Source organism: Streptomyces kanamyceticus (assembly GCF_008704495.1).
GTDB classification, from domain to species: Bacteria; Actinomycetota; Actinomycetes; order Streptomycetales; family Streptomycetaceae; genus Streptomyces; species Streptomyces kanamyceticus.
Window position 1 is genome coordinate 2,773,948 of record NZ_CP023699.1, and the last position, 24,007, is coordinate 2,797,954.

Annotated in this window: 24 protein-coding genes; 6 read left to right on the forward strand and 18 right to left on the reverse strand. The window is 69.0% G+C overall.

Annotation, left to right across the window (positions count from 1 at the left end; genetic code table 11):
• Nucleotides 1-43: 43 nt before the first annotated feature.
• Genes CP970_RS10990 through CP970_RS11000 form a run of 3 tightly spaced genes read left to right on the forward strand, consistent with a single transcriptional unit; the run spans nucleotide 44 to nucleotide 3,316 of the window.
• The gene (locus tag CP970_RS10990; RefSeq protein WP_055544913.1) at nucleotides 44-973 is read left to right on the forward strand and encodes a sucrase ferredoxin; all 930 of its coding nucleotides are present in this window, start codon (nucleotides 44-46) and stop codon (nucleotides 971-973) included.
• Nucleotides 974-1,001: 28 nt separating this feature from the next.
• On the forward strand, nucleotides 1,002-2,642 hold the full coding sequence (locus tag CP970_RS10995) for a sensor histidine kinase (protein WP_055544914.1): 1,641 nt from the start codon (nucleotides 1,002-1,004) through the stop codon (nucleotides 2,640-2,642).
• The gene (locus tag CP970_RS11000) at nucleotides 2,639-3,316 is read left to right on the forward strand and encodes a response regulator (protein ID WP_055544915.1); all 678 of its coding nucleotides are present in this window, start codon (nucleotides 2,639-2,641) and stop codon (nucleotides 3,314-3,316) included. Before CP970_RS10995 ends, CP970_RS11000 begins: the two co-directional genes overlap by 4 nt.
• 27 nt (nucleotides 3,317-3,343) lie before the next feature.
• Here the strand turns inward: CP970_RS11000 and CP970_RS11005 are convergent, their stop codons facing one another.
• The 6 genes from CP970_RS11005 to CP970_RS11030 all read right to left on the reverse strand — a co-directional run bounded on the left by CP970_RS11005 (nucleotide 3,344) and on the right by CP970_RS11030 (nucleotide 10,444).
• The gene (locus CP970_RS11005; protein ID WP_055544916.1) at nucleotides 3,344-4,936 is read right to left on the reverse strand and encodes a solute symporter family protein; all 1,593 of its coding nucleotides are present in this window, start codon (nucleotides 4,934-4,936) and stop codon (nucleotides 3,344-3,346) included.
• The gene (locus tag CP970_RS11010; protein WP_079043268.1) at nucleotides 4,933-5,487 is read right to left on the reverse strand and encodes a DUF485 domain-containing protein; all 555 of its coding nucleotides are present in this window, start codon (nucleotides 5,485-5,487) and stop codon (nucleotides 4,933-4,935) included. The genes CP970_RS11005 and CP970_RS11010 overlap by 4 nt, the downstream gene beginning before the upstream one ends.
• A 110-nt stretch (nucleotides 5,488-5,597) precedes the next feature.
• Nucleotides 5,598-6,377, reverse strand: coding sequence for a response regulator transcription factor (locus CP970_RS11015; RefSeq protein ID WP_079043269.1), 780 nt, complete (start codon nucleotides 6,375-6,377; stop codon nucleotides 5,598-5,600).
• The gene (locus CP970_RS11020) at nucleotides 6,374-7,516 is read right to left on the reverse strand and encodes a sensor histidine kinase (RefSeq protein WP_055544917.1); all 1,143 of its coding nucleotides are present in this window, start codon (nucleotides 7,514-7,516) and stop codon (nucleotides 6,374-6,376) included. The genes CP970_RS11015 and CP970_RS11020 overlap by 4 nt, the downstream gene beginning before the upstream one ends.
• Entirely contained in the window at nucleotides 7,513-8,025 is a 513-nt protein-coding gene (locus CP970_RS11025; protein WP_055544918.1) for a DUF1453 family protein, read from the reverse strand. Before CP970_RS11025 ends, CP970_RS11020 begins: the two co-directional genes overlap by 4 nt.
• Nucleotides 8,026-8,320: 295 nt before the next feature.
• Nucleotides 8,321-10,444, reverse strand: a complete 2,124-nt coding sequence (locus CP970_RS11030; RefSeq protein ID WP_055544919.1) for a DNA gyrase/topoisomerase IV subunit B — start codon at nucleotides 10,442-10,444, stop codon at nucleotides 8,321-8,323.
• A gap of 441 nt (nucleotides 10,445-10,885) precedes the next feature.
• Here CP970_RS11030 and CP970_RS11035 point away from each other — a divergent pair, with 441 nt between their 5' ends.
• The gene (locus tag CP970_RS11035) at nucleotides 10,886-11,116 is read left to right on the forward strand and encodes a DUF7455 domain-containing protein (RefSeq protein WP_055544920.1); all 231 of its coding nucleotides are present in this window, start codon (nucleotides 10,886-10,888) and stop codon (nucleotides 11,114-11,116) included.
• Nucleotides 11,117-11,289: 173 nt separating this feature from the next.
• Here CP970_RS11035 and CP970_RS11040 read toward each other — a convergent pair whose 3' ends face one another.
• Nucleotides 11,290-12,120: a serine protease gene (locus CP970_RS11040; protein WP_055544921.1), complete on the reverse strand. Its 831-nt coding sequence runs from the start codon at nucleotides 12,118-12,120 to the stop codon at nucleotides 11,290-11,292.
• 382 nt (nucleotides 12,121-12,502) lie between these two features.
• On the opposite strand from CP970_RS11040, the gene CP970_RS11045 reads away from it, so the two are divergent.
• Nucleotides 12,503-13,000: a hypothetical protein gene (locus CP970_RS11045; protein ID WP_150493235.1), complete on the forward strand. Its 498-nt coding sequence runs from the start codon at nucleotides 12,503-12,505 to the stop codon at nucleotides 12,998-13,000.
• Nucleotides 13,001-13,146: 146 nt separating this feature from the next.
• On the opposite strand, the gene CP970_RS11050 is transcribed toward CP970_RS11045, so the two are convergent.
• Both CP970_RS11050 and CP970_RS11055 read right to left on the reverse strand, forming a co-directional pair.
• A complete protein-coding gene (locus CP970_RS11050) occupies nucleotides 13,147-13,548 on the reverse strand; it encodes a helix-turn-helix domain-containing protein (RefSeq protein ID WP_055544923.1) in 402 nt (133 codons plus the stop codon).
• Between the two features lie 217 nt (nucleotides 13,549-13,765).
• A complete protein-coding gene (locus CP970_RS11055) occupies nucleotides 13,766-14,026 on the reverse strand; it encodes a hypothetical protein (protein ID WP_150493237.1) in 261 nt (86 codons plus the stop codon).
• A gap of 303 nt (nucleotides 14,027-14,329) precedes the next feature.
• On the opposite strand from CP970_RS11055, the gene CP970_RS11060 reads away from it, so the two are divergent.
• Complete coding sequence (locus CP970_RS11060; protein WP_224058370.1) at nucleotides 14,330-15,574, forward strand: helix-turn-helix domain-containing protein; 1,245 nt, start codon at nucleotides 14,330-14,332, stop codon at nucleotides 15,572-15,574.
• A gap of 459 nt (nucleotides 15,575-16,033) precedes the next feature.
• Here CP970_RS11060 and CP970_RS44155 read toward each other — a convergent pair whose 3' ends face one another.
• From CP970_RS44155 to CP970_RS11100, 9 genes are all read right to left on the reverse strand, one after another.
• A complete protein-coding gene (locus tag CP970_RS44155; RefSeq protein ID WP_157877669.1) occupies nucleotides 16,034-16,204 on the reverse strand; it encodes a hypothetical protein in 171 nt (56 codons plus the stop codon).
• Entirely contained in the window at nucleotides 16,201-17,478 is a 1,278-nt protein-coding gene (locus CP970_RS11065; protein ID WP_055544925.1) for a phage major capsid protein, read from the reverse strand. The genes CP970_RS44155 and CP970_RS11065 overlap by 4 nt, the downstream gene beginning before the upstream one ends.
• 207 nt (nucleotides 17,479-17,685) lie before the next feature.
• Nucleotides 17,686-17,982 carry a hypothetical protein gene (locus CP970_RS11070; protein WP_055544926.1) on the reverse strand — a complete coding sequence of 99 codons (297 nt, stop codon included), beginning with the start codon at nucleotides 17,980-17,982 and terminating at the stop codon, nucleotides 17,686-17,688.
• Between the two features lie 329 nt (nucleotides 17,983-18,311).
• Entirely contained in the window at nucleotides 18,312-19,598 is a 1,287-nt protein-coding gene (locus CP970_RS11075; RefSeq protein ID WP_079043270.1) for an AAA family ATPase, read from the reverse strand.
• Nucleotides 19,595-19,882 (reverse strand): hypothetical protein, encoded by a 288-nt coding sequence (locus CP970_RS11080; RefSeq protein WP_055544928.1) that lies wholly within the window; start codon nucleotides 19,880-19,882, stop codon nucleotides 19,595-19,597. Before CP970_RS11080 ends, CP970_RS11075 begins: the two co-directional genes overlap by 4 nt.
• Complete coding sequence (locus CP970_RS11085) at nucleotides 19,879-20,475, reverse strand: hypothetical protein (RefSeq protein WP_055544929.1); 597 nt, start codon at nucleotides 20,473-20,475, stop codon at nucleotides 19,879-19,881. Before CP970_RS11085 ends, CP970_RS11080 begins: the two co-directional genes overlap by 4 nt.
• Nucleotides 20,476-20,596: 121 nt before the next feature.
• On the reverse strand, nucleotides 20,597-20,902 hold the full coding sequence (locus CP970_RS11090; protein ID WP_206188623.1) for a hypothetical protein: 306 nt from the start codon (nucleotides 20,900-20,902) through the stop codon (nucleotides 20,597-20,599).
• A 369-nt stretch (nucleotides 20,903-21,271) separates the two neighbouring features.
• A complete protein-coding gene (locus tag CP970_RS11095) occupies nucleotides 21,272-22,159 on the reverse strand; it encodes a tyrosine-type recombinase/integrase (RefSeq protein ID WP_079043271.1) in 888 nt (295 codons plus the stop codon).
• 92 nt (nucleotides 22,160-22,251) lie between these two features.
• A complete protein-coding gene (locus CP970_RS11100) occupies nucleotides 22,252-23,796 on the reverse strand; it encodes an RNA polymerase sigma factor (protein ID WP_055544931.1) in 1,545 nt (514 codons plus the stop codon).
• Nucleotides 23,797-24,007: the final 211 nt, after the last annotated feature.

Here is a 24,007-nt window from a genome sequence, read left to right on the forward strand (position 1 = left end):
GGCGTGAACGGCCCGGGGCGGAGCGCGGGTTAGGCTCGCCTGCGTGAGTACGTGCGCGACCGCTTCGCGGGACCTGAACGAGCCTCTCGCGGGGACTGCCGCCACCGCCAGGACATGGCTCCTCATCGAACAACCCGGCCCCTGGGGCGCCAAGGCGCTGACCTCAAGCCATCTCGACCCGGAGATCGGCCGCGCCCTGGAGAGGGCCGCGGAGGGCACCGGCGTACGCGTCGCGCTCATCCGCCGCCCGGGGCGGCACGCCGACTGCCACGCGCCCACCCGGCACCAGGTGTACCTCGCCCACACCGCACCGGGCCGTACCTGGCTGCGCGGCCAAGTGATCGACGATCCCCGGCAGTTGCTGGACCTGGACTTCACGGCCCTCGGCACCGGCGACCACGGCGGATTCGGCGCCCCGCACACGGGAGCCCCGCTCGCCCTCGTCTGCACCAACGGCAAGCGCGACCGTTGCTGCGCCCTGCTCGGCAGGCCGCTGGCCGCCGAGCTCGCCGCGCTCGGCGAAGAAGGCGCCTGGGAGGTCACTCACCTGGGCGGCCACCGCTTCTCGCCCACGCTGCTCGTGCTGCCGTACGGATACGCGTACGGCAGGGCCGGGGCGGACGCCGTCAAGGAGGTCCTCGCCGCGGTCCGCACCGGCCGCGTCGTCACCGAAGGGTGTCGGGGCAGTTCCGCCTGGGAGCGCCCGGGACAGGCCGCCGAGCTGGCGGTGCGCGCCTCGACGGGCGAGGACGCCGCGGAGGCCCTGAGCGTCGTCCACACGGACGGCACGGCCCCGCGCTGGCAGGTGACCGTCGCCCACGCCGACGGCCGCCGCTGGCGGGTTCTCGTCGCCCAGGAAGCCTCGCTGCCGCCCCGCCCCGAGAGCTGCGGTGGGGCCCTCGGGTCTCCGGCGCGGATGGACGTGGTGGCGGTACGGGAGATCGAGATCCCCGCCACAGTGACTACGGAGTAGCCCGCCCACGGCCGTACCGTTCGTAACCATGAGCCCGACCTCCCCCGCGCGACGCCTCCGCCTCGGCCTGCCCCGGCGCGTGTTCTCGCAGGTCCTGCTGATGCAGCTGGCGATCGCCGCCGGGGTCGCGGTGCTCGCCACGGGGCTCTTCCTCGCGCCGCTCAGCGACCAGCTCGACGACCAGGCGATGCGCCGCGCGCTCGCCATCGCGCAGACCACGGCGGCCCAGCCGGGGATCGCCGAGGACCTGACCTCCACGGCCCCCCGGCCGGACGGGGCCGTGCAGACCGCGGCCGACCGGATCCGGCGGGCCAGCGGCGCCGAGTACGTCGTGATCATGAACAAGGAGGGGGTGCGCTGGTCCCACACCGACCGGGACCAGATCGGCAAGGTCGTCTCCACCGACCCCAGCGACGCGCTCGCGGGCCAAGACGTCATGGAGATCGACAACGGCACCCTGGGCCGCTCTGCCCGCGGCAAGGTGCCGCTGCGGGACGGGGAGGGGCACATCGTGGGCGCCGTCTCCGTAGGCATCGAATACGACAGCGTGCGCGCCCGCCTGATCCACTCCATTCCCGGGCTGCTCGCCTACGCCGGAGGGGCGCTCGCGGTCGGCGCGCTCGCCGCGTACCTGATCTCCCGACGGGTGCAGAAGCAGACCCGCGACCTCGCCTTCTCGGACATCTCCGCGCTGCTCGCGGAGCGCGAGGCGATGCTCCACGGCATCCGCGAGGGCGTCGTCGCCCTGGACCGAGGGGGCAGGATCCGCCTGCTCAACGACGAGGCACAGCGCCTCCTGGGCCTCGACGGCCAAGCCATCGGACGGCCGCTGGACGAGGCCCTCGGCGAGGGCCGCACGACCGATGTCCTCGCGGGACGGGTCACCGGCACCGACCTCCTGACCGTGCGCGGTCAGCGCGTCCTGATCGCCAACCGCATGCCCACCGACGACGGCGGCGCCGTGGCCACCCTGCGCGACCGTACGGAGCTGGAGCAGCTCGGCCGCGAACTCGACTCCACCCGCGGTCTCATCGACGCCCTGCGCGCCCAGGACCACGAACACGCCAACCGCATGCACACCCTCCTCGGCCTGCTCGAACTGGAGATGTACGAGGAGGCCGCGGAGTTCGTCGGCGAGGTGGCGGGCGCGCACCGGGTGACCGCCGAGCAGATCACCGAGAAGATCCGCGACCCCTTGCTCGCGGCCCTCCTGGTCGGCAAGGCCACGGTCGCGGCGGAGCGCGGCGTCGCCCTCGACGTGCCGCGCGACACCGCGCTCCCTGACCTGCTCGTCGACCCGGGCGGCCTGGTCACGATCGTCGGCAACCTCGTCGACAACGCCCTCGACGCGGCCGCGGGCACCCGCCACGCACGCGTGGAGGTCTCCGTGCGCACCGAGGGACGCGCCGTCGTCCTGCGGGTGCGCGACACCGGCTCCGGAGTCCCCGCCGAGCAGCGCGAGACGATCTTCACCGAGGGCTGGAGCACCAAGGAGCCCCCGGCGCACGGCAAGCGGGGCATCGGCCTCGCCCTGGTGCGCAGACTCGCCGAGCGGCAGGGCGGCAGCGCCCGGGCCGGCGAGGCTCCCGAGGGCGGCGCCGAGTTCACCGTCGTCCTGCCCGAAGCGCTCACCGAGCCCGAGCTCGCCACTACGGAGGAAGCACGATGATCGAGGTCCTGGTCGTGGACGACGACGTCCGGGTCGCGGACGTCAACGCCGCCTATGTGGCGAAGATCCCCGGCTTCCGGGTCGCGGCGAAGGCGCACAACGCGGCCGAGGCGCTCCGGCTCGTCGAGGACGTCCCCGTGGACCTGGTCCTGCTGGACCATTACCTGCCGGACGAGACGGGCCTTTCGGTCGTACGTACGTTGCGTGAGCGCGGCCACCAGACCGACGTGATCATGGTGACCGCGGCGCGCGACGTGGCCACGGTGCAGGCGGCGATGCGACACGGCGCGCTCCAGTACCTGGTCAAGCCGTTCTCCTACGGGGGCCTGCGCGCCAAGCTCGACGCGTACGCGACCCTGCGTCGCACCCTGGACGGCGGCGGCGAGGCCGAACAGGCCGAGGTCGACCGGATCTTCGGCGCCCTCTCGGCAACCACGGCGCCCGACCTGCCCAAGGGCCACTCCCCCACCACGGCGGAGCTGGTGCGAAGGGCCCTGATGGCCGCTGAGGGGCCGCTCTCCGCCCAGGAGCTGGCGGACCACACCCGACTGAGCCGTCAGACGGCACAGCGCTATCTGAAGCTCCTGGAACGCGCGGGCCGGGTCAGACTGAGCCTCAAGTACGGCGACACCGGCCGCCCGGAGCACCGCTACGAGTGGGCGGCGAGCGTCTAGCCACACCCTCTGCGCTTCGCGGAATCGTTACACCGCCCCGGAGCCGGTCAGCGACCGTACCTCTGTCTCCGCGTGCTTGGCCTCGTCGGCGGGCTCGCGCGAGGTCAGCGTGCCGAGCCATCCGGCGAGGAAGCCCAGCGGGATGGAGACGAGACCGGGGTTCTCCAGGGGGAAGTACTGGAAATCGACGCCAGGAAAGAGCGAATCGGGCCCTCCGGAGACCACGGGCGACAGCACGACCAGCGTGAGCGCGGGCAACAGTCCCCCGTACACCGACCACACCGCGCCCCGCGTGGTGAAGTTCCGCCAGAACAGCGAGTAGAGCAGCACCGGCAGATTGGCGGACGCGGCGACCGCGAAGGCGAGGCCCACCAGGAACGCCACATTGAGGTCGCGGGCCAGCAGCCCGAGCCCGATCGCCAGCACGCCGATCCCGGCCGCGGCAAGACGCGCCACCGCCACCTCACTGCGCGGCTTCGCGTTCCGCCGCCGCAAGGAGGCATACAGGTCGTGGGCCACGGACGCCGACGAGGCGAGCGTGATCCCGGCGACCACGGCGAGGATCGTGGCGAAGGCGATGGCGGCGACGATCGCGAACAGAACCGTTCCCCCTGTGGAGTCCGCACCACCGCCCAGATCGAGCGCGAGCAGCGGAACTGCCGTGTTCCCCGCGGCGTTCGACCCGCGCACCGCGTCAGACCCCACGATGGCCGCCGCCCCGAAACCCAGCACGATCGTCATCAGGTAGAAGCTCCCGATGAGCCCGATCGACCAGACCACCGAGCGCCGGGCGGCCCGCGCGGTCGGCACGGTGTAGAAGCGCGAGAGGATGTGCGGCAGCCCGGCGGTGCCGAGCACGAGCGCGAGCCCGAGGCTGATGAAGTCCAGCCGCGAGGTCCAGTCCCCGCCGTACCTCAACCCGGGCGCGAGGAACCGCTCTCCCTGTCCACTGTGATCGGCGGCGGTCCGCAGCAACAGGTCGAAGTTTCCGTGGAAACGCATCAGGACGAGCACGGTCAGCGCGATCGTGCCGCACATCAACAGGACCGCCTTGACGATCTGGATCCAGGTGGTGGCCCGCATCCCTCCCATCGACACGTAGATCACCATGAGCGCGCCGACACCGATCACCGTCCAGGTCTGCGCCGCCCCGCTCGTCCCCCCGAGCAGCAGCGCCACCAGCGAGCCCGCCCCCACCATCTGCGCCACCAGATAGAGAACGGACACGGTCACCGAGGACGTTCCCGCCGCGATCCGCACCGGACGCTCCCGCATCCGCGCGGCGACGACGTCGGCGAGCGTGAACCGTCCGCAGTTGCGCACCAGTTCGGCCACCAGGAACAGCACCACGAGCCAGGCCACGAGAAAGCCCACCGAGTAGAGCAGCCCGTCGTACCCGAAGAGCGCGATCAGCCCGGAGATGCCGAGGAACGAGGCGGCCGACATGTAGTCACCCGCGATGGCAAAACCATTCTCCATGGGCGAGAAGAGCCGTCCGCCCGCGTAGAACTCCTCCGCCGAACCATGCCGATTGCGGCTCACCCACGTGGTGATGGCGAGCGTGACGGCCACGAACACGCCGAACAGCAGCAGCGCGAGGGTCTGATGATCACCGGTCATCGCTCGGCCCCCTGCTCCCGCGCCACCTCACGCACCCGCCGCTGCTCCTGTTCCTGCTCCCGCTTCTGCTCGAAGACGGCCCAGCGCAGATCCAGCGCCGCGCGATCCCTGCGCAGCCGCGCATGCCGGGCATACGCCCAGGTCAGCAGGAAGGTCGTGAGGAACTGCCCGAGCCCCGCGAGCATCGCCACATTCACCGCGCCGGCAACGGGCCGGGCCATCAGCCCGGGCGCCGTCGTCGCGGTCACGACATACGCGACGTACCAGGTGAAGAAAACCGCAACGCCCGGAAACACGAACCGCCGGTACCGGCTGCGCACTTCCTGGAAGGCCTCGCTGCGCTGCGCCTCCAGATAGATGTCGGCAGGACTCGCACCCTGCCGCTCAGAGGCCGCCGGGGACGGCGTCACGGAAGCCGGCACGCCCGTGCCGTCCAACTCTCCCCAGCCGGAGGCGAGCGCGTCGTACCAGGGATCCCTCTGATCACCGATCCGGCCCTGCCCCCCACCGCCCCGGCCAGACCCCGCCTCGGGCCCGTCGCGCTTCTCCACCGAACTCTCCTTGTCCGCTGCCCTGTTCGGCCGCGTGCCCAAGGATGGACAGAAGGGGAAGATCCCTGACTCTTCTCTCCGCGCTCTTCACCCCATCAGGTGAAGGCCCCTCAGACGCGCACGCTCCCCGGAGGCTTGGCGAGTCCGTGCCGGTAGGCGTAGCGCACGGCCTGCGCACGGTCCTTCAGGCCCGTCTTCGCGAAGAGATTGTTGATGTGCGTCTTCACCGTCGCGGTGGAGACGTGCAGGGCCCTGGCAATCTCGTGATTCGACATCCCCTCCGCGATCAGTACGAGCACTTCGGTCTCCCGCGCGGTGAGGCCGTCCGGCGGCTCGGCGGCGGCAGCGGGCCCGGCATCCGGCTCCGACAGCCGCTCCAGGAGCCGCCGTTGGATGCTCGGCGAGAGCCCCGCGTCCCCCGAGAGCACATCCTCGACGGCTCGCACGATCTCGTCCCCGCCCGCGTCCTTGGTGAGATAGCCGCGCGCGCCCGCCCTCAGCGCGGGGAACAGCGAGTCGTCGTCGGCGTACGTGGTGAGCACGACGACCTGCGTCCCCGGATACTCCGCACGGATACGCCGCGTGGCCTCCGCCCCGTCGCAACGGGGCATGCGCAGATCCATCAGCACCACGTCCGGTGCGAGTTCGGCCACGAGCCGGACGGCCTCCTCGCCATCACCCCCGGAGCCCACCACCTCGATGCCGGGGAGCAGTCCGAGCAGCATCACGATGCCCTCGCGCACCACGGTCTGGTCGTCGACCACGATCACCCGCGCGGGCGGCTTCGCCCCGGCCGCCCTCCCGTCACCCACTGACTTGCCCGCCCCGTCGTCCGCGGCCTTGCCCGCTCCGTCGTCCGCGGCCCCGGTGGCACCGTCGTTCTCTGTCATCCCGGCACCCTCAGCGTCACCACGAAGCCCTCCTCGCCCGGCCCTGCCTGCAGGGATCCACCCAGCAGCTCGGCCCGCTCACGCATTCCCAGCAGACCGTACCCGGCCCCGGAGGCGGCGAGCTCCCCCGCAGGTCCACCCGAATCCCTTACCACCAGCCTCACTTCAGCCTCGCCATACTCGAGACACACCTGCACCTTCGCGCCCGGAGCGTGCTTGCGCACGTTCGTCAGAGCCTCCTGCGCCACCCTGCGCACCGCCTGGGACGCCTCGGCCGGCAGCGGGCGCTGCTCTCCCGTCACGGTGACCGACGCGTGGTCCGTCGTGACCAGCTCGCGCAGGAAATCCTCGACCGGGGTCATCTCCCCGCGCAACGCGGAGAGCGCCTGTCTGGTCTCGGCAAGCCCCTCGCGGGCCATGGACCGCGCCGCCACCACACGGTCCAGGATCTGCTGCTTGGTCGCGTCCCTCTCGATCAGCAGCCGGGCCGCCTCGAGGTGGACGAGCTGCGCGGAGAGACTGTGCGCGAGCACGTCGTGGATCTCGCGCGCGATCCGGGCCCGCTCGGCGAGCGCGGCCGACTCCGCCTCCGCGGCGCGCGCCGCCCGCTCCTGCGTCAGCAGGCGGTGGGCACTTCCCCGCGCCTCCGCGTCGAGCCTCAGGGTGTATCCGGCCAGCACGAGCCCTACGACGGTGAGTGCCGTGGTGAGCCAGCTGTCGTCGTTGTACGCGACGAACCCGGTCATCCCCACGAGCACACAGGGAGCACTGGCGACCAGCGGCAGCCGTTCCAGTGCGGAGATGGCCGAGCCGCACCACAGCACCAGGGCGAGGAGCCTCCACTCACCGAGCTCCGCGGCGAGCGCGGACGCCAGGAGCAGCACCATCAACGCCAGCGACGGCCACAGCCGATGAGCGTACGAGATACGGAAGAACGCCCATCCGAAGAAGGTGACCGCCACGACCAGGGCCACCCCGGCCACCAAAGGCCAGCCCCGTTCCTTGTGGAACGCTTCCCACAGCAGGCTGCCGAGGATCGACACGCGCAGGACCCTGACGAACCACAGCCGGGCGACACTCATCCCCGCCCAGGTGAGTGCCTCCCTGGAAGGCCATCGCGTCCATCGGTCCCAGCTCACACAGGGTCCTTCCGCAGGGGTTCGTACGCCGCACCGGCAACACCGTACGTCCGGCGTCCGGCACCGGCCCGCTGCAGGAGCAACCCGCTGCGGACCAGCAGCGTGGCCGCCAGCGCCAGCATCAGAGTGGCGCTGCCCTGGCGCACATCCAGCACCGCGCCGAGCCCGAACAGACCGGCCCGCAGCCCGATCCCGACGGCCCAGACCAGCGCGGTGGCCTTGGTCCCCTTGCTCCACGCGGTGCCGTCGGCCTCGGTCCAGACGTGCGAGGTGCGTGCCCAGCCGACGCCCATGGCCAGGCCGACGAGCAACTCCGCGACGAGCAGCGCCACGGACGCCGCCTGGTGATGGTGGTCGATCACGTCGGGCTCGCGGACTGCGAGGAAGACGAGGACCGCCGGTATGACCCACCAGCGCCGGTCCGTGCCGATCTGCTGCGCCTTGAACTGGCGCGCGATCACGAGCACCACAACGGCGCAGATCACCACAGCATTGGTGAGCCCGGACATGTCAGCCTCCGCACGACGAGGAAGAGCGAGGCCGATCCGCGGAGGATCGACGCCTTCGACGCTACGGAAATTGCTTGGTCAGGAGATCGGCGCTGGGGTGGAACGTGGGTGGATCCGTGCGCTCCACCCGTGGGTGGAGCGCACGGTACGGGCTGCGCGGAGCCGCCGGATCGGAGCGGGCGGCGCCCACGTCGTACGCCGCACGGCGCCCACGTCGCGCACCGCCGACGTCACCCACCAGCGACGCCACGCGCCGCCGATGTCGCGCTCCGACCCCCTCACGCGCCGCCCGCCCTCACGCGTCGATGCGCGACCGGTCCAGCGTCGCAGCGGACTTCGTGATGAATTCCTTGCGCGGGGCGACGTCGTTGCCCATCAGCAGATCGAAGACCTGCTCCGCGGAGTCCAGCTCGCCGATGTTGATCCGGCGCAGCGTGCGGTACCGCGGGTCCATCGTCGTCTCGGCCAGCTGGTCGGCGTCCATCTCACCCAGGCCCTTGTAACGCTGGATCGAGTCCTTGTACCGCACGCCCTTGCGCTGGAACTCGAGCAGCGTCTCGCGCAGCTCGCGGTCGGAGTACGTGTAGATGTACTTGTCCTGGCCCTTCTTGGGCTGGACCAGCTCGATGCGGTGCAGGGGCGGCACGGCCGCGAAGACCCGTCCCGCCTCCACCATCGGGCGCATGTACCGCTGGAAGAGGGTGAGCAGCAGGATGCGGATGTGCGCGCCGTCGACATCGGCGTCGACGAGCAAGATGATCTTGCCGTAGCGCGCCGCGTCGATGTCGAAGGTCCGGCCGGACCCCGCTCCTATGACCTGGATGATCGCGCCGCACTCGGCGTTCTTCAGCATGTCCGAAACGGATGCCTTCTGAACGTTGAGGATCTTGCCGCGGATCGGCAGCAGGGCCTGGAACTCGGAGTTCCGGGCCAGCTTGGCGGTGCCGAGCGCGGAGTCTCCCTCGACGATGAAGAGCTCGCTGCGCTCCACGTCGTCACTGCGGCAGTCGGCGAGCTTCGCGGGCAGCGAAGAGGACTCCAGAGCGGTCTTCCGGCGCTGGGCATCCTTGTGCTGGCGGGCCGCGATGCGTGTACGGGCCGCGGCGACGGCCTTCTCCATCACGGCGCGTGCCTGGGCCTTGGCGTCCCGCTTGGTGGAGGTCAGGAACGCCTTGAGCTCCTTGGCGATGACGTTGGCGACGATGCGGTTGGCCGCCGAGGTGCCGAGCACCTCCTTGGTCTGCCCCTCGAACTGCGGCTCGGCCAGCCGGACCGTGACCACGGCCGTGAGGCCCTCCAGGGCGTCGTCCTTGACGATGTCGTCCTCGGCCACGCGCAGCAGCTTCTGGCTGCGCAGCACCTCGTTCATCGTCTTGGTGAGCGAGCGCTCGAACCCGGTCACATGGGTGCCGCCCTTGGGCGTGGCGATGATGTTGACGAAGGACCTGATCGTCGCGTCGTACCCGGTGCCCCAGCGCAGCGCCACGTCCACGGCGAGCTCACGGGTGACCTCGGTCGGCGTCATCTGGCCGTGCTCGTCGAGGACCGGCACCGTCTCCTTGAAGGTGCCCTGCCCGGACAAGCGGAGGACGTCGCACACGGCCTTGTCCTGGGCCAGGTACTCGCAGAACTCGCTGATGCCGCCATCGAAGCGGAAGGATTCCTCGCCCTTGGTGCCGCCCTCGCCGAGGCCGAACTCATCACGTACGACGATGGTCAGACCCGGCACCAGGAAGGCGGTCTGCCGGGCCCGCTGGTGCAGATGCTCCAGCGACAGCTTCGCGTCCTTCAGGAAGATCTGGCGGTCGGCCCAGTACCGCACCCGCGTACCGGAGCGGGTCTTGGGGATCTTCTTGACCTTGCTCAGCGTGGCCGACGAGTCGAAGGCGGCGTCGGGCCCCGGCTTGGCGAAGGCACCCGGGACACCACGCCGGAAGCTGATCGCATGGGTGTGACCGGCACGGTCCACCTCGACGTCGAGGCGGGCGGAGAGCGCGTTCACCACGGAGGCGCCCACGCCGTGCAGACCGCCGGAGGCCGCGTACGAGCCACCGCCGAACTTTCCGCCCGCGTGCAGCTTGGTCATGACGACCTCGACTCCGGAGAGGCCGGTCTTGGGCTCGACATCCACCGGGATGCCTCGACCGTTGTCCCGGACCTCTACGGAGGCGTCGTCGTGGAGGATGACCTCGATGTGGTCGCAGTACCCGCCCAGGGCCTCGTCGACGGAGTTGTCGATGATCTCCCAGAGGCAGTGCATGAGGCCGCGACTGTCCGTCGACCCGATGTACATGCCCGGACGCTTGCGGACGGCCTCGAGTCCCTCCAGGACGAGCAGGTGCCGCGCGGTGTAGTTGGAACCGTCCCGGTCTGCTCCGGTCAGCAACGCTGTGGACGGCACGGACGTCTCGGCGGTCACGCGGTTCGCTCCTCGCTGAATTTCAAAGGGAGTCCTTTGGGGTAAGGACGCGGCTTCGGTTGCCCGTCAGAGGGTACCGATGCCTGGTAGAGCCGTTGCTACGCCACCCTCGTCTCAACTCAGACTAGTCCAGACTCGCATGCATGTTCGATCCCTCAATGGAGTGAAGCGCACGTCACGTTCCCTTCGAGGCATGAACCATTTAGGCTCCGGGCACGTCCTCATGAACAACCGGCAAGCCAGCCGGGGAGGACCCGACCTGTACACCAGCGCGAAACCGTAAGACACGTAAGAGACGCAATACGGCACATTCGCCGCCAACCGGCAACGGACAACCTCCTCGAAAAGAAACTTCGAGGAAAAGCCACGAGCGGGAACGTTTTCGGCCTGGTTGGATGTTGACCCTGGTACGACAGCTCGTCGAGCTAGAGAAGAGGCGACGTGACTACTGTTCTGACCCCCGCGAGCCCCCTGACGGCCGCTGATCGCTGCGACCGCTGCGGCGCCCAGGCATACCTGCGCGTCGTCCTGTTGAGCGGCGGTGAACTGCTCTTCTGCGCCCACCATGGCCGCAAGTTCGAGCCGGAACTCAAGAAGATCGCCGCTGAGATACAGGATGAGACGGAGCGACTGACCGCCGTTCCCGAAAGCGCCACCGAAGAGGAACGCTGACACCTCGCATCCACGACGAGCCAGCACCGGCACACAGGCCGGCGAACGGGCGGCCGCCTCCCACCACACGGGGGCGGCCGCCCGCTCTCGTTACGCGGGCGCCCAGGCGCCTTCTCGGACCCCTGAGGCCCGACCTTCCGGCCGGGTCCGGGCACTTCCGGGCACAGGCACCCTCAGCCGCGCCCGCGCATCACTCCGGCGACACCCGAGAGCCGCGTGTAGACGCCCGGGCTCCCGGCCCGCCCGCAGCCACTCCCCCAGGACACCAGTCCGATCAGTCGCCCGTGCGCGACGAGCGGCCCTCCGCTGTCCCCCTGGCAGGCGTCGCGCCGACCGTCCAGCTCGCCCGCGCACACCATGGTCGCGGCCGTGTACGTTCCGTCAACGCTGCCCGGATACGCCTTCTCGCACACGGCGTCGGCGAGCACCTGAACGCGCGCCGAGTGGAGCGTACGGGCGTAAGTCCCCGACCCGGTGGTGTCTCCCCAGCCGTAGACGGCGGCAGCGGTACCCGCCTCGTACGCCGGATCCCCCTGCCCGGCCACGGGGATCGCAGACCCCTTGGGCAACGGCTCGGCCAGGGTCAGTACCGCTACGTCACCGGAGTTCGTGTAGCTGTCGTACTCCGGATTGATCCAGACTCGGCGCACCGGAATCTCCGCTCCGTCGGCCGCCCGCAGGTCACCGCGGCCCGCGATGACCTTCAGGTCCTCGACGTCGCTCAGCGGCACTCCGAGCACGTCCCGGCCCATACAGTGCGCGGCGGTCAGGACCGTTGTGCGCCCGATCACCACACCGCCGCAGAACTGCCCCGACCGGGTACCGCCGAACCGGTCACGGCTGGAGAGCGCCACGGCCCACGGACTGTCGGAAGCCCGCACCGGGCCGCCCCCGATGACCACACTGTCGGCTGACGCGGGGATCGGGGAAACCAGCGGCAGCGCGGCGGCAGCGGCCATCAGGGCCAGTGCCCCCGTCCACACTCGGGCGAAGGGACGACGCATGCGATCTCCTCACTCTGGGTTGCCATTGCGTACCCAGAGTCATCCAGTGCAGCACACCGCGCACCCTCGCGCGAAAGGCCCGAAGTCTCGTGTCTGGAGACTTCGGGCCTTTCGTGGAGCGCACGGGCTACTCTCGCCGCCTAGTCGAGGTAGTCGCGCAGTATGAACGTCTAAGCGCTGTGCTTGACCTGCGTAAACGCTGGTCAGCCGTGAGCGTGAGGCGCGAAATATCCTCGACTGAGAGCCTGCTCATCAAGGCGTCGCGCACCCCCTTGACACCACGGCCATCGAGGCGGATACCGGAGGCACAAGACGGCGCCGCCGGGTGTCCTACCACCCGACAGCGCCTTGGTCATCACCTGACGGAAGCAGGCGACAACCCATGGCTGACTTTAGCGATGCCCCGGACCCTGGCAAGGGCCCGGATGACGCCGACCAGTGGGCCCGCGACATGGTGCGCGGCCTGCCCCCGATGCGCCGCGAGGACATCGAGTCCCTGGAGTGCCTCCGCACCCTCCTGCGGGGCACCAAGCCCGCTCCGGAGCCCTTCCCGGAGATCCCCGAGGAACTGCTGCTCCTCGCCGGATCGGAGGAGATCCCGGACGGCGCCAAGAGCACCGTCCTCGGAGTGCTCTTCGCCAGCGCGTTCGCGTACGCCGTCGCCACGGCGGACACCGACCAGGCGCGTGCGGAGCTGCTGGAACGCACCCTCGGGGTGCGGCTGACACACGCGCTGGCCTCCCTCGTGCTCGACTACGAAGCCCGCGTCCTCGGCCAGGATCCTGGCGCCGTCACCCTGGCCGACTGCGGCAGGACGGCCGTCACGGTCATGTACGAGGTCGCCGTCCGCGACGGCTGGACCGAAAGGAAGACGTCATGATCCTCATCGAGATCTTCCGCACGATGTGGGGGCACTGGTACGCGCTCGTGCCCGCCGTCCTCGCCCTCGGTGCGGGCGTCCAGGACTGACCCCGCATACCACCGCGCCCCCGCCTCGTACGACAGAGGCGGGGGCGCTTCTCGTCCTCAGACGACGGGCAGCCCTCCGGTGCCCTTCTGGGGAAGTCGGCCATGCCGCCGCCCCTGGGAATCCTGACTGCGCGCCGCAGGGCGGTGACGGCGGCCCTGCGGCCCTGCGCGGTCCTCCTGGACAACACCCCCGAGGGGCGCGTCCAGCACCTGCGCGGTCCGGGCGAACTGCTCGAAGGGGACCTTGAGCGCCTGCGCGTAGATCGCCAGCCACTCGTGCGGGATACGTGCGCCCCGCTCCCACAGTGCGATCTTGAAGCGGCACACCTGCCACCGTCTGCCCGACAGGGCGAACATGATCTGTGCCAGCTGCCGCTGGGTCAGGCCCGCGCGCACACGCCAGCCCGCCAAGTTCGCGCCGAACCGCTGCCGCCTCTGGGAGTTGCCCCGCCTGGTCATGTCATAAGTATGCCCAGTCCTGGGCTATTTGATGAGGTATGGAGTACCTTGAAATGGCATATGTCTCAAGTGCAGAAGCGGTCCCGTCCGGGTCACACCGGGCGGGGCCTTCCTTGTTTCAGGCCCTGGACACCACCGCGCCCCCGCCTCTGTCGTACGAGGCGGGGGCGCTTCCTGCCCGGTCCGGCCCGACATGGGGAGTGACCGGACCGGGGGCCTAGTGCTCACTCCACGGGCGCCCCGGCATCGTCGGGATGACCGTCCGGCCGCCATGCCGACAGCCGTGGTCACAGCGGTACACGAAGATCGGCGGCTCGCAGGGCGGCCGCTTGCCGGGCGCGTACACCGGGACGTTGTCGCCGGGGCAGAGGCTGCACAGCCCCATCTCGCACTCGGGACTCAGCTCCTGCACCTTGGTCGTCATCGCCGCGCCCGCTTCCGGACGCAGTCCGGGCAGGAGCACGGCGGGTAGCGGCACGCGGACGACGATGACACCGCGTCCGTGCAGTCGACGCGCCGCGTGCCGGTGTCCGAGGTGACCGTCCCGTACCGGTCGACGACGTAGATCCTCAGCGTCATGGCGCTTCCAGCACCCACTTCAGCAACGCCGTCCTGGGTCGTACTGTCAGCCATGTCGCCTGCTTTCTCAGGTGGCCACGCCTCGGGACCGTTCGCGCGGTCGCCGAGGCTCCTTGCTTCATCGAACTCCCGATATCGATCGTGGAAAGGAGCCAGCCGGGGGGCCAACGGGGGGCCAGACTGTGAGCGAGAGGGGGCCAGCATGAGCAGCGAGCGGAAGCGGCAGTTCGGCATGTACCTCACGCGGCTGCGGCGACGAACCAGCCGATCACAGCGGCAGCTCGCCGCAGACCTCTGCGCCCTGTCCGGTGTCCAGTCGGTCACGCGTAATGAGATCTCCCGGTGGGAGCGCGGTGAGCGCCTGCCCGGGGTGTGGCTGCCCTTCCTCGCGAGCGCCCTCAAGACCCCTCTCGCAGACCTCGAACAAGCTGCCGCGTACGCGCGTGGCGACGCCCTGGCGCCCCTTCCGGGGCCCGCCGCGACGCTCGCCGAACTCCTGCCCCCGGACGACCCCTTGGCGCCGCTCACGGCCCGCTCGGGACGTCGCATCGGGATGACGACCGTGGACAGCCTCGCCGGACGCGTCCACGGTCTACGGCTCGCCGATGACGTCCTGTCCGGGGGTGACCTCGCAGGGCCCGCGGTGCGCGAACTGCGGGCCGCCGTGAAGATTCACCGCGAGTCGTCGTACGACGACGACACCGGGCGTGCGCTGCTCGTCCAGATCGGCGAGTTGGCGCAAATCTGTGGGTGGATCTTGAGTGACGCCGGACGCCACGCCGATGCCGAGCACGCATACGGGATCGGCATCTCTGCCGCCCGGCAGGCAGGTGACACCACTCTGGTCGGCAATGTCGCCGGGTCGCTCGCCTATCAGCACGCCAACAACGGACGGGAGCGCGAAGGCGTCGACCTGGCCCGTGCAGCCCTCGAAGAGGCCGGACCCGACGCGCCACCCAAGACCCGAGCGCTCTTCCTCGATCGCGTCGCCTGGACACTCACCAAGGTCGACGAAGCGCAGCCCGCCATGCGCGCCCTCGAAGAAGCGCACGCGGCGCTGTCGGATGCCAACGACCGCGCGGCGCCGACATGGTCGTACTGGGTCTCTCGGGAAGAGCTTGAGATCATGGACGCGCGCGTCTTCACCGAGCTGAAGCGCCCTTTGCGGGCCGTGCCCTTGCTGACGGATGTGTTGGGCCGCTACGAAGCCACGCACGCCCGCGAGTTGGCTCTGTACCGATCGTGGTTGAGCATCGCGTACGCGGACGCCAACGAGCCGGAGGCCGCAGCGGAAGAGGCGCGTGCGGTGATCGAGCTGTCCGGCGACCTCGCGAGCGACCGCACGGCAGAGCGCACAAGGGTCATCCTCCGGCGGCTCCAGGCGTACGAGGACGTGCCGGAGGCTCGGGCGGTCCTGGACGATCACGGGCACCTCTTGCTCGTGTAGCTGGCCGATCACCATGTCCAGCGTTTGCACATCGCAACTCGATCATTCGCGTGCCGCCCCACCTGGTCGATCACCGCTCGCGATGCGCGCGGCCAAGGGTCCGAAACAGCCCTCAGGGGCGCCGATCATGCCCCTGACCTGCGAGTTTGCAGTCGTTTGCACCAAGCCTCAGTAGAGGGTTTTTGCGGACACAAGGGCGGAGCAGGTCACCGGGCCAAACGGTCACGGTCGACCCCCGCCCCCCACGTTTGCGCTTGCGATGAGACATCGACGCAGGTCAACGCTTGATCGATCCGCCCCCGCCTCGAAGTCGTCCGCTCCCCCGCGACGATCACTCATCGAGTCGCGACACTTCACGCTCGGGCGGATCATTCACTCACGCAAAGTGCCGCGCTCATGACCTCGCCACGGGATCATGAGCGCGGCGGTCCGGCGCCGGGAGAATGCGGCGCCGGGGTCCTAGTCGGCGTCGTCGACGCCGACGTCGTCGGCGTCCGGCAGGCAGCGCCACAGGCTCGTGTCGATGCCTTCGCGGCGTGCAGTGAGCGCGTCGGCGAGTCGGTCGTACTCGGCATCGCGCGCGGCGGCGTTGTGCGCGGCGACGTCGCGCAAGATCTCGAAGCCGCTCACGAGCGAACTCCGACGTCGACCACGAATGCGGATGGCTGGAGTAGCTGGACATCACCACGGAGCCAGGCAAGGAATGCAACCTGCCCATTATCCGCATACCTTTCCCGCAGGAATTCGATACGGAATTCGGTACGGATGCCAATAGCGAGCTGCGACCAATCACCCGTGTAGATTTCGCTGCAATCCGACGACGACCCGACGGTGAGGTTCACCGGGACCTGCCTAGTCGGCAGCATCGGGAGCATTCCGGCGGGCGGCTGAAGGTACGCATTCGTCGTCGCTTCCTTCAGCTTGGAAAGGCTCGTGTTCGTGCGGGGCGCCTGGATATGGGCGCCCGGCTCGAAGTTGGCATTCCGCACGGCGCCCACCGCGTCCAAATGGAAGTCATAATTCGAGATGGCCGACCCATTTGCCCCGTGCCCCGTGGTGGTGACCCCTGCTGTATTAGCCACCCCCCTAGGTTCGGGAGCAGTCCCCGTGCCGCGCAGGGCCACCCGGTCCATTTCGAGTGCGATCTGCTGGGCAAAGCTGTTCGCGATGACGTTGGACGCCGACGGGTCGGAATCCTCGAAGAGTTCGACACTCATCGTCACAAGGCGATTCAGGGAACGGGCCTGAAAGGTCACGGAGTCGAATGTCATATCGGCCGCGGTGATCGCGGAATTCTCATTGCGCCACCCGGGAGAACCTTCGCCGGTAAGGCGTGCGATTTTCAGCGTCTGCGCCGTCATGGGCACAAAGGTCGCACCCGCCTGCGCGACCCGCATTTGATTTCGTGCGAGGTCGATGACATTTCCGGCGAGCGGGGTCGGCACCAGATATCCACCGGCTGAAAGGGTTCCCTCGGAGAGCGCCTTTCGCTCCGCGTCGGCGTCTCGCCATTTCCCGGTTGCCATTCCCCGGATAAGCCTATCGAAGCTCAGGCCTTCGTGGTCGCGGTTACCGTGGCCGTTGTCGCGGCCCCACTGTACGAATGACTGGTCCTTGCGGAGAGTCTCGGCACCCTTGAGGGAATGGCCCCCCGTATTGCCGCGCGACGCGGGACGCGCGCCGTCGCCGGATTCGTGCCCGTACCCGCCGATCTCGGCGGCCTCAGCGACGCGCTTGAGGTCGTCTATCTCCGAGTTCAGCTTCTTGATGTACTGGGCCTTTTCGGTCGCGGTGTGATGGTTCTTGACCGTGACGCGGGACAGGTCGAAATCGTCGCCTGCCTCATCGAAGATGCGCTTCAGTTCGGCCCGCTTCTCTTCGAGGGCCGGAAAGCTTATTGCCATGAGGAATCCCGGGAATGCGGCACGCACAAAGGCGTGCGAGGTCAAAGGAATTCGGCTCACGCGCGTCTGCGCAATCCCGGGCCGCACCGGTCGGCGTCTACGAACGCCCCGGACGGACGTGGTAGCCGTACCGCGCCGTCCGGGTTCTCGCCGGGCCCCTGGCCCGACTGCACGACTGTTCTTCAGGATACCCGCCCCGGCTGACAATCAGTCAGGTACGTCCGGCGCTTCGGCGCGTGCTGCGGCGGTGGCCGCCGCGTCCCATACGCGCCACGTCGGATCAGCGTTGCTGCGGCGCCGGTCGGCCTCGTGGGCGATCTGCTCGGAGATCTTGCGCCCGTAGATCGGCGCCACCTTGACGCCCCGTTCGGCGGCCATCTCGTGATGTTCGCGGACCATGCGGAAGTGATCGAAGTCGCGCAGGAAGCGGCGGCGGTCGGCGGGGTCGGCGAGTGATTCCAAGGCGCGGCGCATCCCGGTCGGGTCGGGCGTCCAGTCGGTCATGGGCGGTACCTCCGAGTGATGTTGGACAGGCGGCCGTTGGCGGGCCGTTGGCGGTGTCGGGGGCGCCCGGTGCCGGGGCGCGACCGTACGAGGCGGAGAGGGCCGTCCAGCGGGGCGGGGCTGCTCTTCCTGGTCGACCAGCGGGGCGGTGTAGCGGTGTCATCCGTCCAGCAACGGCAGTGCTTCCCAGTGAGTGCTTCCGCCTATAGGGATAGGCCCTATAAGTGATTCCGGAGCACTGGGAAGCGGTCTGGCCTGCGGCGTCAGTGCTACAGCGAGTGCTTCCCGAGTGATACGGAAGCACTGGGAAGCACTCACCGGAGCACTGCTCACCGCTGGTCGTCTTCGGGCTCTCCCAGTTCGCCCTGGACGCCCTCCTTCAGCTCGCGCTCGTGACGCTCCCAGTCCTCTGCGAGCCAGGCGACATGCGCCCTGCGTAGCCCTGGACGGATGACGATCCGGCCGTCCAGCTCGCCGACCTCGAACGCGGTTGCTGCGGCCTCGGCGCGGATGCCGAGCGCCTGAGCGGTGACCCGCTTCGACGGGTGCTTACCGGGGTTGTCCCGCAGCCACATGCAGAGGCGGTCCGTGTCGCTGACCTTGTACGCGGACGGCTGCGCGAAGTCCACCCCCGGCATCGACAGCAGCCGTGTCTCGCGGTCGTACGCGAGGGGCGTGTCCTCAAGACTGACGTCACGGCCGTCCGCCTTGAGACTGCGGATGCCGTAGTCGTCCCTGCTGTACGTCAAGATCGAGTCGGGCCAGTCACCCCACCGCGATGCGCCACGGGCGTGCTCGCCGTTGAGCCCGGTGTGCACGGCCATGACGATGTTGCGCACCCCGGCGCGCTCCTTGACGCGGTCCAGCGTCTCCGTGAACATCTGGACGGCTTCGTTGGGGTCGCCACGGGTAATGAAGCCGCTCATGGCGCGGTGCGCCGGGTCGATGACCCAGACCTGAATGCCGCGCGAGCCGAGCCATTCCACGGCCCAGTTCTCGTACGCCTCGGCCCGCAGAGAGAGGGTCACGCCGCGCAGACCGAGCACATGCGCGCGGTCCGTGTTGCGGATACCCGCATCACGCAGCCACGCCCTTTGCTGACGGTCGCTCATCTCGTAGTTCCATAGCGCCACCGCGGCCGGGGAAGTGGCGAGGCGGCCCAGGAACGGCTCACCGTCCGCGAAGGACCGCAGCACATTCCCCAGGAACGTCGTCTTACCGGCCTTCTTCGGGGCGACTAGCGTCGCGTTCCCGTCGGTCGGCAGCAGGCCGTCTATGGCGTACACCGGGCCTTCGTCGGGAGCGGCCAGGAAGTCGCGCAGCGTGTGGGAGCGCTCGTTCAGCTTGTCGATGGTGAGGGCGTTCTTTGCGGCGGCCTCCAGCTGGTCGCACTCGGCCATGAGCGCGCGGTGTTCCATCTCGCGGCTTACAGCGCTCTTGTAGGCATGCTGCTTGCGGAACTGAGCGTCCTGGACGCGCGCGTCGAATTCCGCCCTTTGGTGTGAGGGGACGGAAAGCAGGATGCCCGTCTGCTGTTCCGTGCTCGTAGCGTCAACGTAAGAAGCCGCCTGCGCCTCTATCGCCGCCGAGGGCAGGCTGTACGGCGGTGTCGTCATTCCTCTCCACCCCCCTCGAAGTCCCCGAGGACGACGACAAGCGGCCCCTCGGCCGCAGCAGCGGCACGCAGAACGTCGGGGGCGTCGTCAACGGTGCCCAGCAATACGGGGCATGACGGGTCGTGGCCGATATTCAGGTGATTGATGCCGTACTGGTCAACGGTCACGCCTAGGCTGCGGCTGCGGCAGTGCCCGCACCGGTACGCCGACGCTGCCCTCTGCGCCACGGCGTCGGGCTTGCGCTTGCGGGGGTCGCCGGAATTCGGCTTGCGGCGGCGGCTCATGACACACCGCCCCTGCGCTCCTCGATCAGCTTGCGCAGCCGACGAGACGCCTCCTCTTCCTGCTTCAGCGTGGTAACGAAGTTGTCCAGCAAGTCGGCCGGGAGTTCACGGATGATGTCGGCGTGCTCTTCGAATATGCCGAGCAGGAAAGGCAGGCCTCCCGCGTGACCGCGCTCGATGTCCGCGATCATGACCCTTTTCCAGCCCTCGCGGGTGCGCTGCCGCTTCTTCGGTTCCGGCACCAGGTCGTTCCGCACGACGCTGAGATGCCGGGCCGGATAGTGCTTGCCGTCCGTGCCAACGACGGTCTCAGGTGCGCCAGATGACGCACCTTGAGCGGTACGGCGGACAGTCGCCTCACTCAAGCCCGTGACGCTCGCGACGGCGCGGTTGCTCAGCCCTGCACTCCGCAGCGACTCGACAACTTCGGGGCGTTCTTCCAGCGGTATCCGGATCGCGGCGGAGCCGAACTCCTCGCGGCAGTACCGGTCCCAGGTCCGGTATCCGAGAGCGGCCCAGGCACGGCCCGCGTACGCGGCCTGGACGTCCTCCCAGAGTCGCCCGATTCCCACCTTGATGCGGTTGGTCAGCACGCGCGCGGACTCGGCTGTCAGGGGCCTGCGTCCGTCGGGCGTTACGCTCGTACGCAGAGCCTCCGTCGCCCGGTCGCTCGCAGCGGCCTCCGAGTTCGTCGGCTCGGGGGTCGCGCCATGATCACGCTGCATCGCTCGCGCCGCCCTTCGTACGGCGGGCACGGCGGGCCTTGGCCGATGCCAAGGCCAGACGCTGAAAGTGGGCGCGGCGGGCGCTCTCTGCCCGTGTGGCGCGCTCCTGCGGGCTCAGGGAGCCGTCGGGATCGACCTCGACTTCGAAGCGGTCCATGAAGGCCCGGCGAGCGGCGGCCGTGTGGGCCGTGCGGTCCTCGATCTTGGACCACATGGAGTTGGCTGCGATGGAGCCGCGAAGGCGGCGCTCCTCAGAGGTGAGACCTGTTCGTTCGGTCAGTGGATCTATGGACACTGGGCAGCCTCCAAACTGCCCGTATGCCCTTACGGAGTCCGCCCTACGGCGTAGCCCAAATCACCTTAAGTGAGACGTTACCACGCTGTGCTAGGACATCTTTAGACCGCACGCTTCCGCGCCCGTGCCGACTGCATCGCGCGGGGAGGGACTCGGGGATGTCGACGCTGTCGCTCGCGTGATGTTCCAGGTAAATCCCTCGCTCGAACCTGCGGCCGTCGACCGGATGACGGCGGCGATGGCGGTCGGTCACCACCCACCGCAGGCTGCCCCGTACGCTGCGCTCCAGGACTCCGAGACAGTCCGATTCGCTCACCTCGCGGTCGGCGTCGCACTCGGCGCACCACACCGTGAGCGCGGGGGGCCGCCTCACAGGTCCCCCAAACCCAGCTTGCGGGCCTCGTCGGCGGCCCTGCGCTCCGACGTCGCGCGGGTGTACCTGTCGATCATGTCCCGGCGCGACCATCCGGCGACGGCCATCAAGCCGCCCTCGCTGCCGCCCGCCGCCAGCCACCGCCCGGCCGCCGTGTGCCTCAAGATATGCGGATGGAAGTCTTCGATCTTGGCCAGCTCGGCACGGTAGGCCAAGGTCTTGTGCAGCGCGTAGTACGAGAAGCCACGGTTGCGCTCCCCGAGCCACAGGCCGGGCAGAGCCGCGAGGCGGTGCGTACGGCGCACCCGCAAGTACCGGTCGACACTGCGGGCCGTCTGCGGCCCGACGGGCACCGTGCGGCCACGGCCGCCCTTGCCGCGCCTTACGACGGCCGCCCCGCGCTTCAGGTCGATGTCGTCGACCAGCATGTCAACGACCTCGCCCGCGCGGGCTCCGGTCTCGACCATGAAGCGGATGATCGCTTCGTCCCGGCGGTCGCGGAAGTCGCTGCCCTTGCACGCCTTGATCAGCGCGCGGAGCTGGTCGGCGTCCAGTTCGGGCACAACCTTGGTGTCGAGCTTCGGCGGCTTCAGGGCAGTCAGCTGGTCGGAGTCGATCTCACCCTCTTCGGCCAGCCATGCAGAGAAGCGGCGCACGGCAAGCTGGCGGCTGCGAGCGGTCGACGCCTCCGCGCCGCCGTCCAGAAGGGCGGCGGTGAAGCTGTTGACGGTCGGACGGTCCAGCTCAGGCACGACGCCCGCATTGGCGCAGTACCGCAGGAAGGCGCGCAGGCCATCGCCATAGGTCTTGATCGTCTGACCGCTCTTGCGTTCGGCCCGAAGGTGCAAGATCCAGGAATCCATCAAGTGTTCGAGTTCACCCATGCTCACTATCTGTACTAGGAGCGCTGAGCTTGAAACACAAAACGCCCGTAACCTACGTCTTCGCAGGTTACGGGCGTCTATGTAGTGTCGACCTAGTCGAGGTAGTCGCGCAGCACCTGCGAGCGCGACGGGTGACGCAGCTTCGACATCGTCTTCGACTCGATCTGACGGATGCGCTCACGCGTCACTCCGTAGACCTTGCCGATCTCGTCCAGGGTCTTGGGCTGGCCGTCCGTGAGACCGAAGCGCATGGAGACCACGCCCGCCTCACGCTCGGACAGGGTGTCCAGGACCGAGTGCAGCTGCTCCTGGAGGAGCGTGAAGCTGACCGCGTCGGCGGGCACGACCGCTTCGGAGTCCTCGATGAGGTCACCGAACTCGCTGTCGCCGTCCTCACCCAGGGGGGTGTGGAGGGAGATCGGCTCGCGGCCGTACTTCTGGACCTCGATGACCTTCTCGGGGGTCATGTCCAGTTCCTTGGCCAGCTCCTCCGGAGTGGGCTCACGGCCCAGGTCCTGGAGCATCTGGCGCTGGACACGGGCCAGCTTGTTGATGACCTCGACCATGTGCACCGGGATACGGATGGTGCGGGCCTGGTCGGCCATGGCGCGGGTGATCGCCTGACGGATCCACCAGGTGGCATACGTGGAGAACTTGTAGCCCTTGGTGTAGTCGAACTTCTCGACCGCGCGGATCAGACCGAGGTTGCCCTCCTGGATGAGGTCCAGGAAGAGCATGCCGCGGCCGGTGTAGCGCTTGGCCAGGGAGACCACCAGACGGAGGTTGGCCTCCAGGAGGTGGTTCTTGGCGCGGCGGCCGTCCTCGGCGATGATCTCCAGCTCGCGCTTGAGCTTCGGCGCGAGCTTGTCGGCGTTGGCGAGCTTGTCCTCGGCGAACAGGCCGGCCTCGATGCGCTTGGCGAGCTCGACCTCCTGCTCGGCGTTGAGGAGCGGAACCTTGCCGATCTGCTTCAGGTAGTCCTTGACCGGGTCCGCGGTGGCACCGGCGGCAGCTACCTGCTGCGCGGGCGCGTCGTCCTCGTCCTCGTCGGAGAGCACGAAGCCCTGGGCACCCTCCTCGGCGGGCTCGCCCTCGCCGGGCTTGCCTGCGGCGGGTGCCTCTTCGGTGGCCTCTTCGTCCAGGAGCTCGTCGGCGTCCTTCTTGGAAGTGGACTTCTTGGCCGCCGTCTTCTTGACGGCGGTCTTCTTCGCAACGGCCTTCTTGGCCGTCGCCTTCTTGGCAGCGACCTTCTTCGCGGGCGCGTCCTCGGCGGTGCCGTCCGCGACCGGTGCCTCAGTGGCGGCGGTGGCGGTGGGCTTCGCCGTGGCGGTCTTGGCCGCGACCGTCCTGGTCGCGGTGCGCTTGGCCGGACTCTTCGCTGCGACGCTCTTGCGGGGGCGCTTGGGCTCCGCGGCACTGACCATCAGCGTCACACCCTCTTCCTCGAGGATCTGGTTGAGGCTGCGCAGAACGTTCTTCCACTGAGTGGCCGGAATCTGGTCAGCTTCGAAGGCACGACGCACGTCATCGCCGGCGATCTGCCCATCAGCCTTTCCCCGCTCGATGAGCGCCATGACAGAGACGGATTCGGCGATCTCCGGCGGGAGCGTACGGGATGTGCTGGCCGACACGAACAACCTCTCGGAACGTTGGTAAACGACTTCCGGCCCCGTCCATTGTGGACCGGAGCCGACGACCGACGGCTGGGGATTGGGCCGACGGCGCGGGCGGGGCCGGGGAGCTGCACAGCGTCGCGAACGACCGCTGTATTCCCTCCTCGGCTATCACCTCTTAGGTCATCGCGCTGCTCCTACGAGCGTTACGCCCAATCTACGTGGCCCGAGTCAC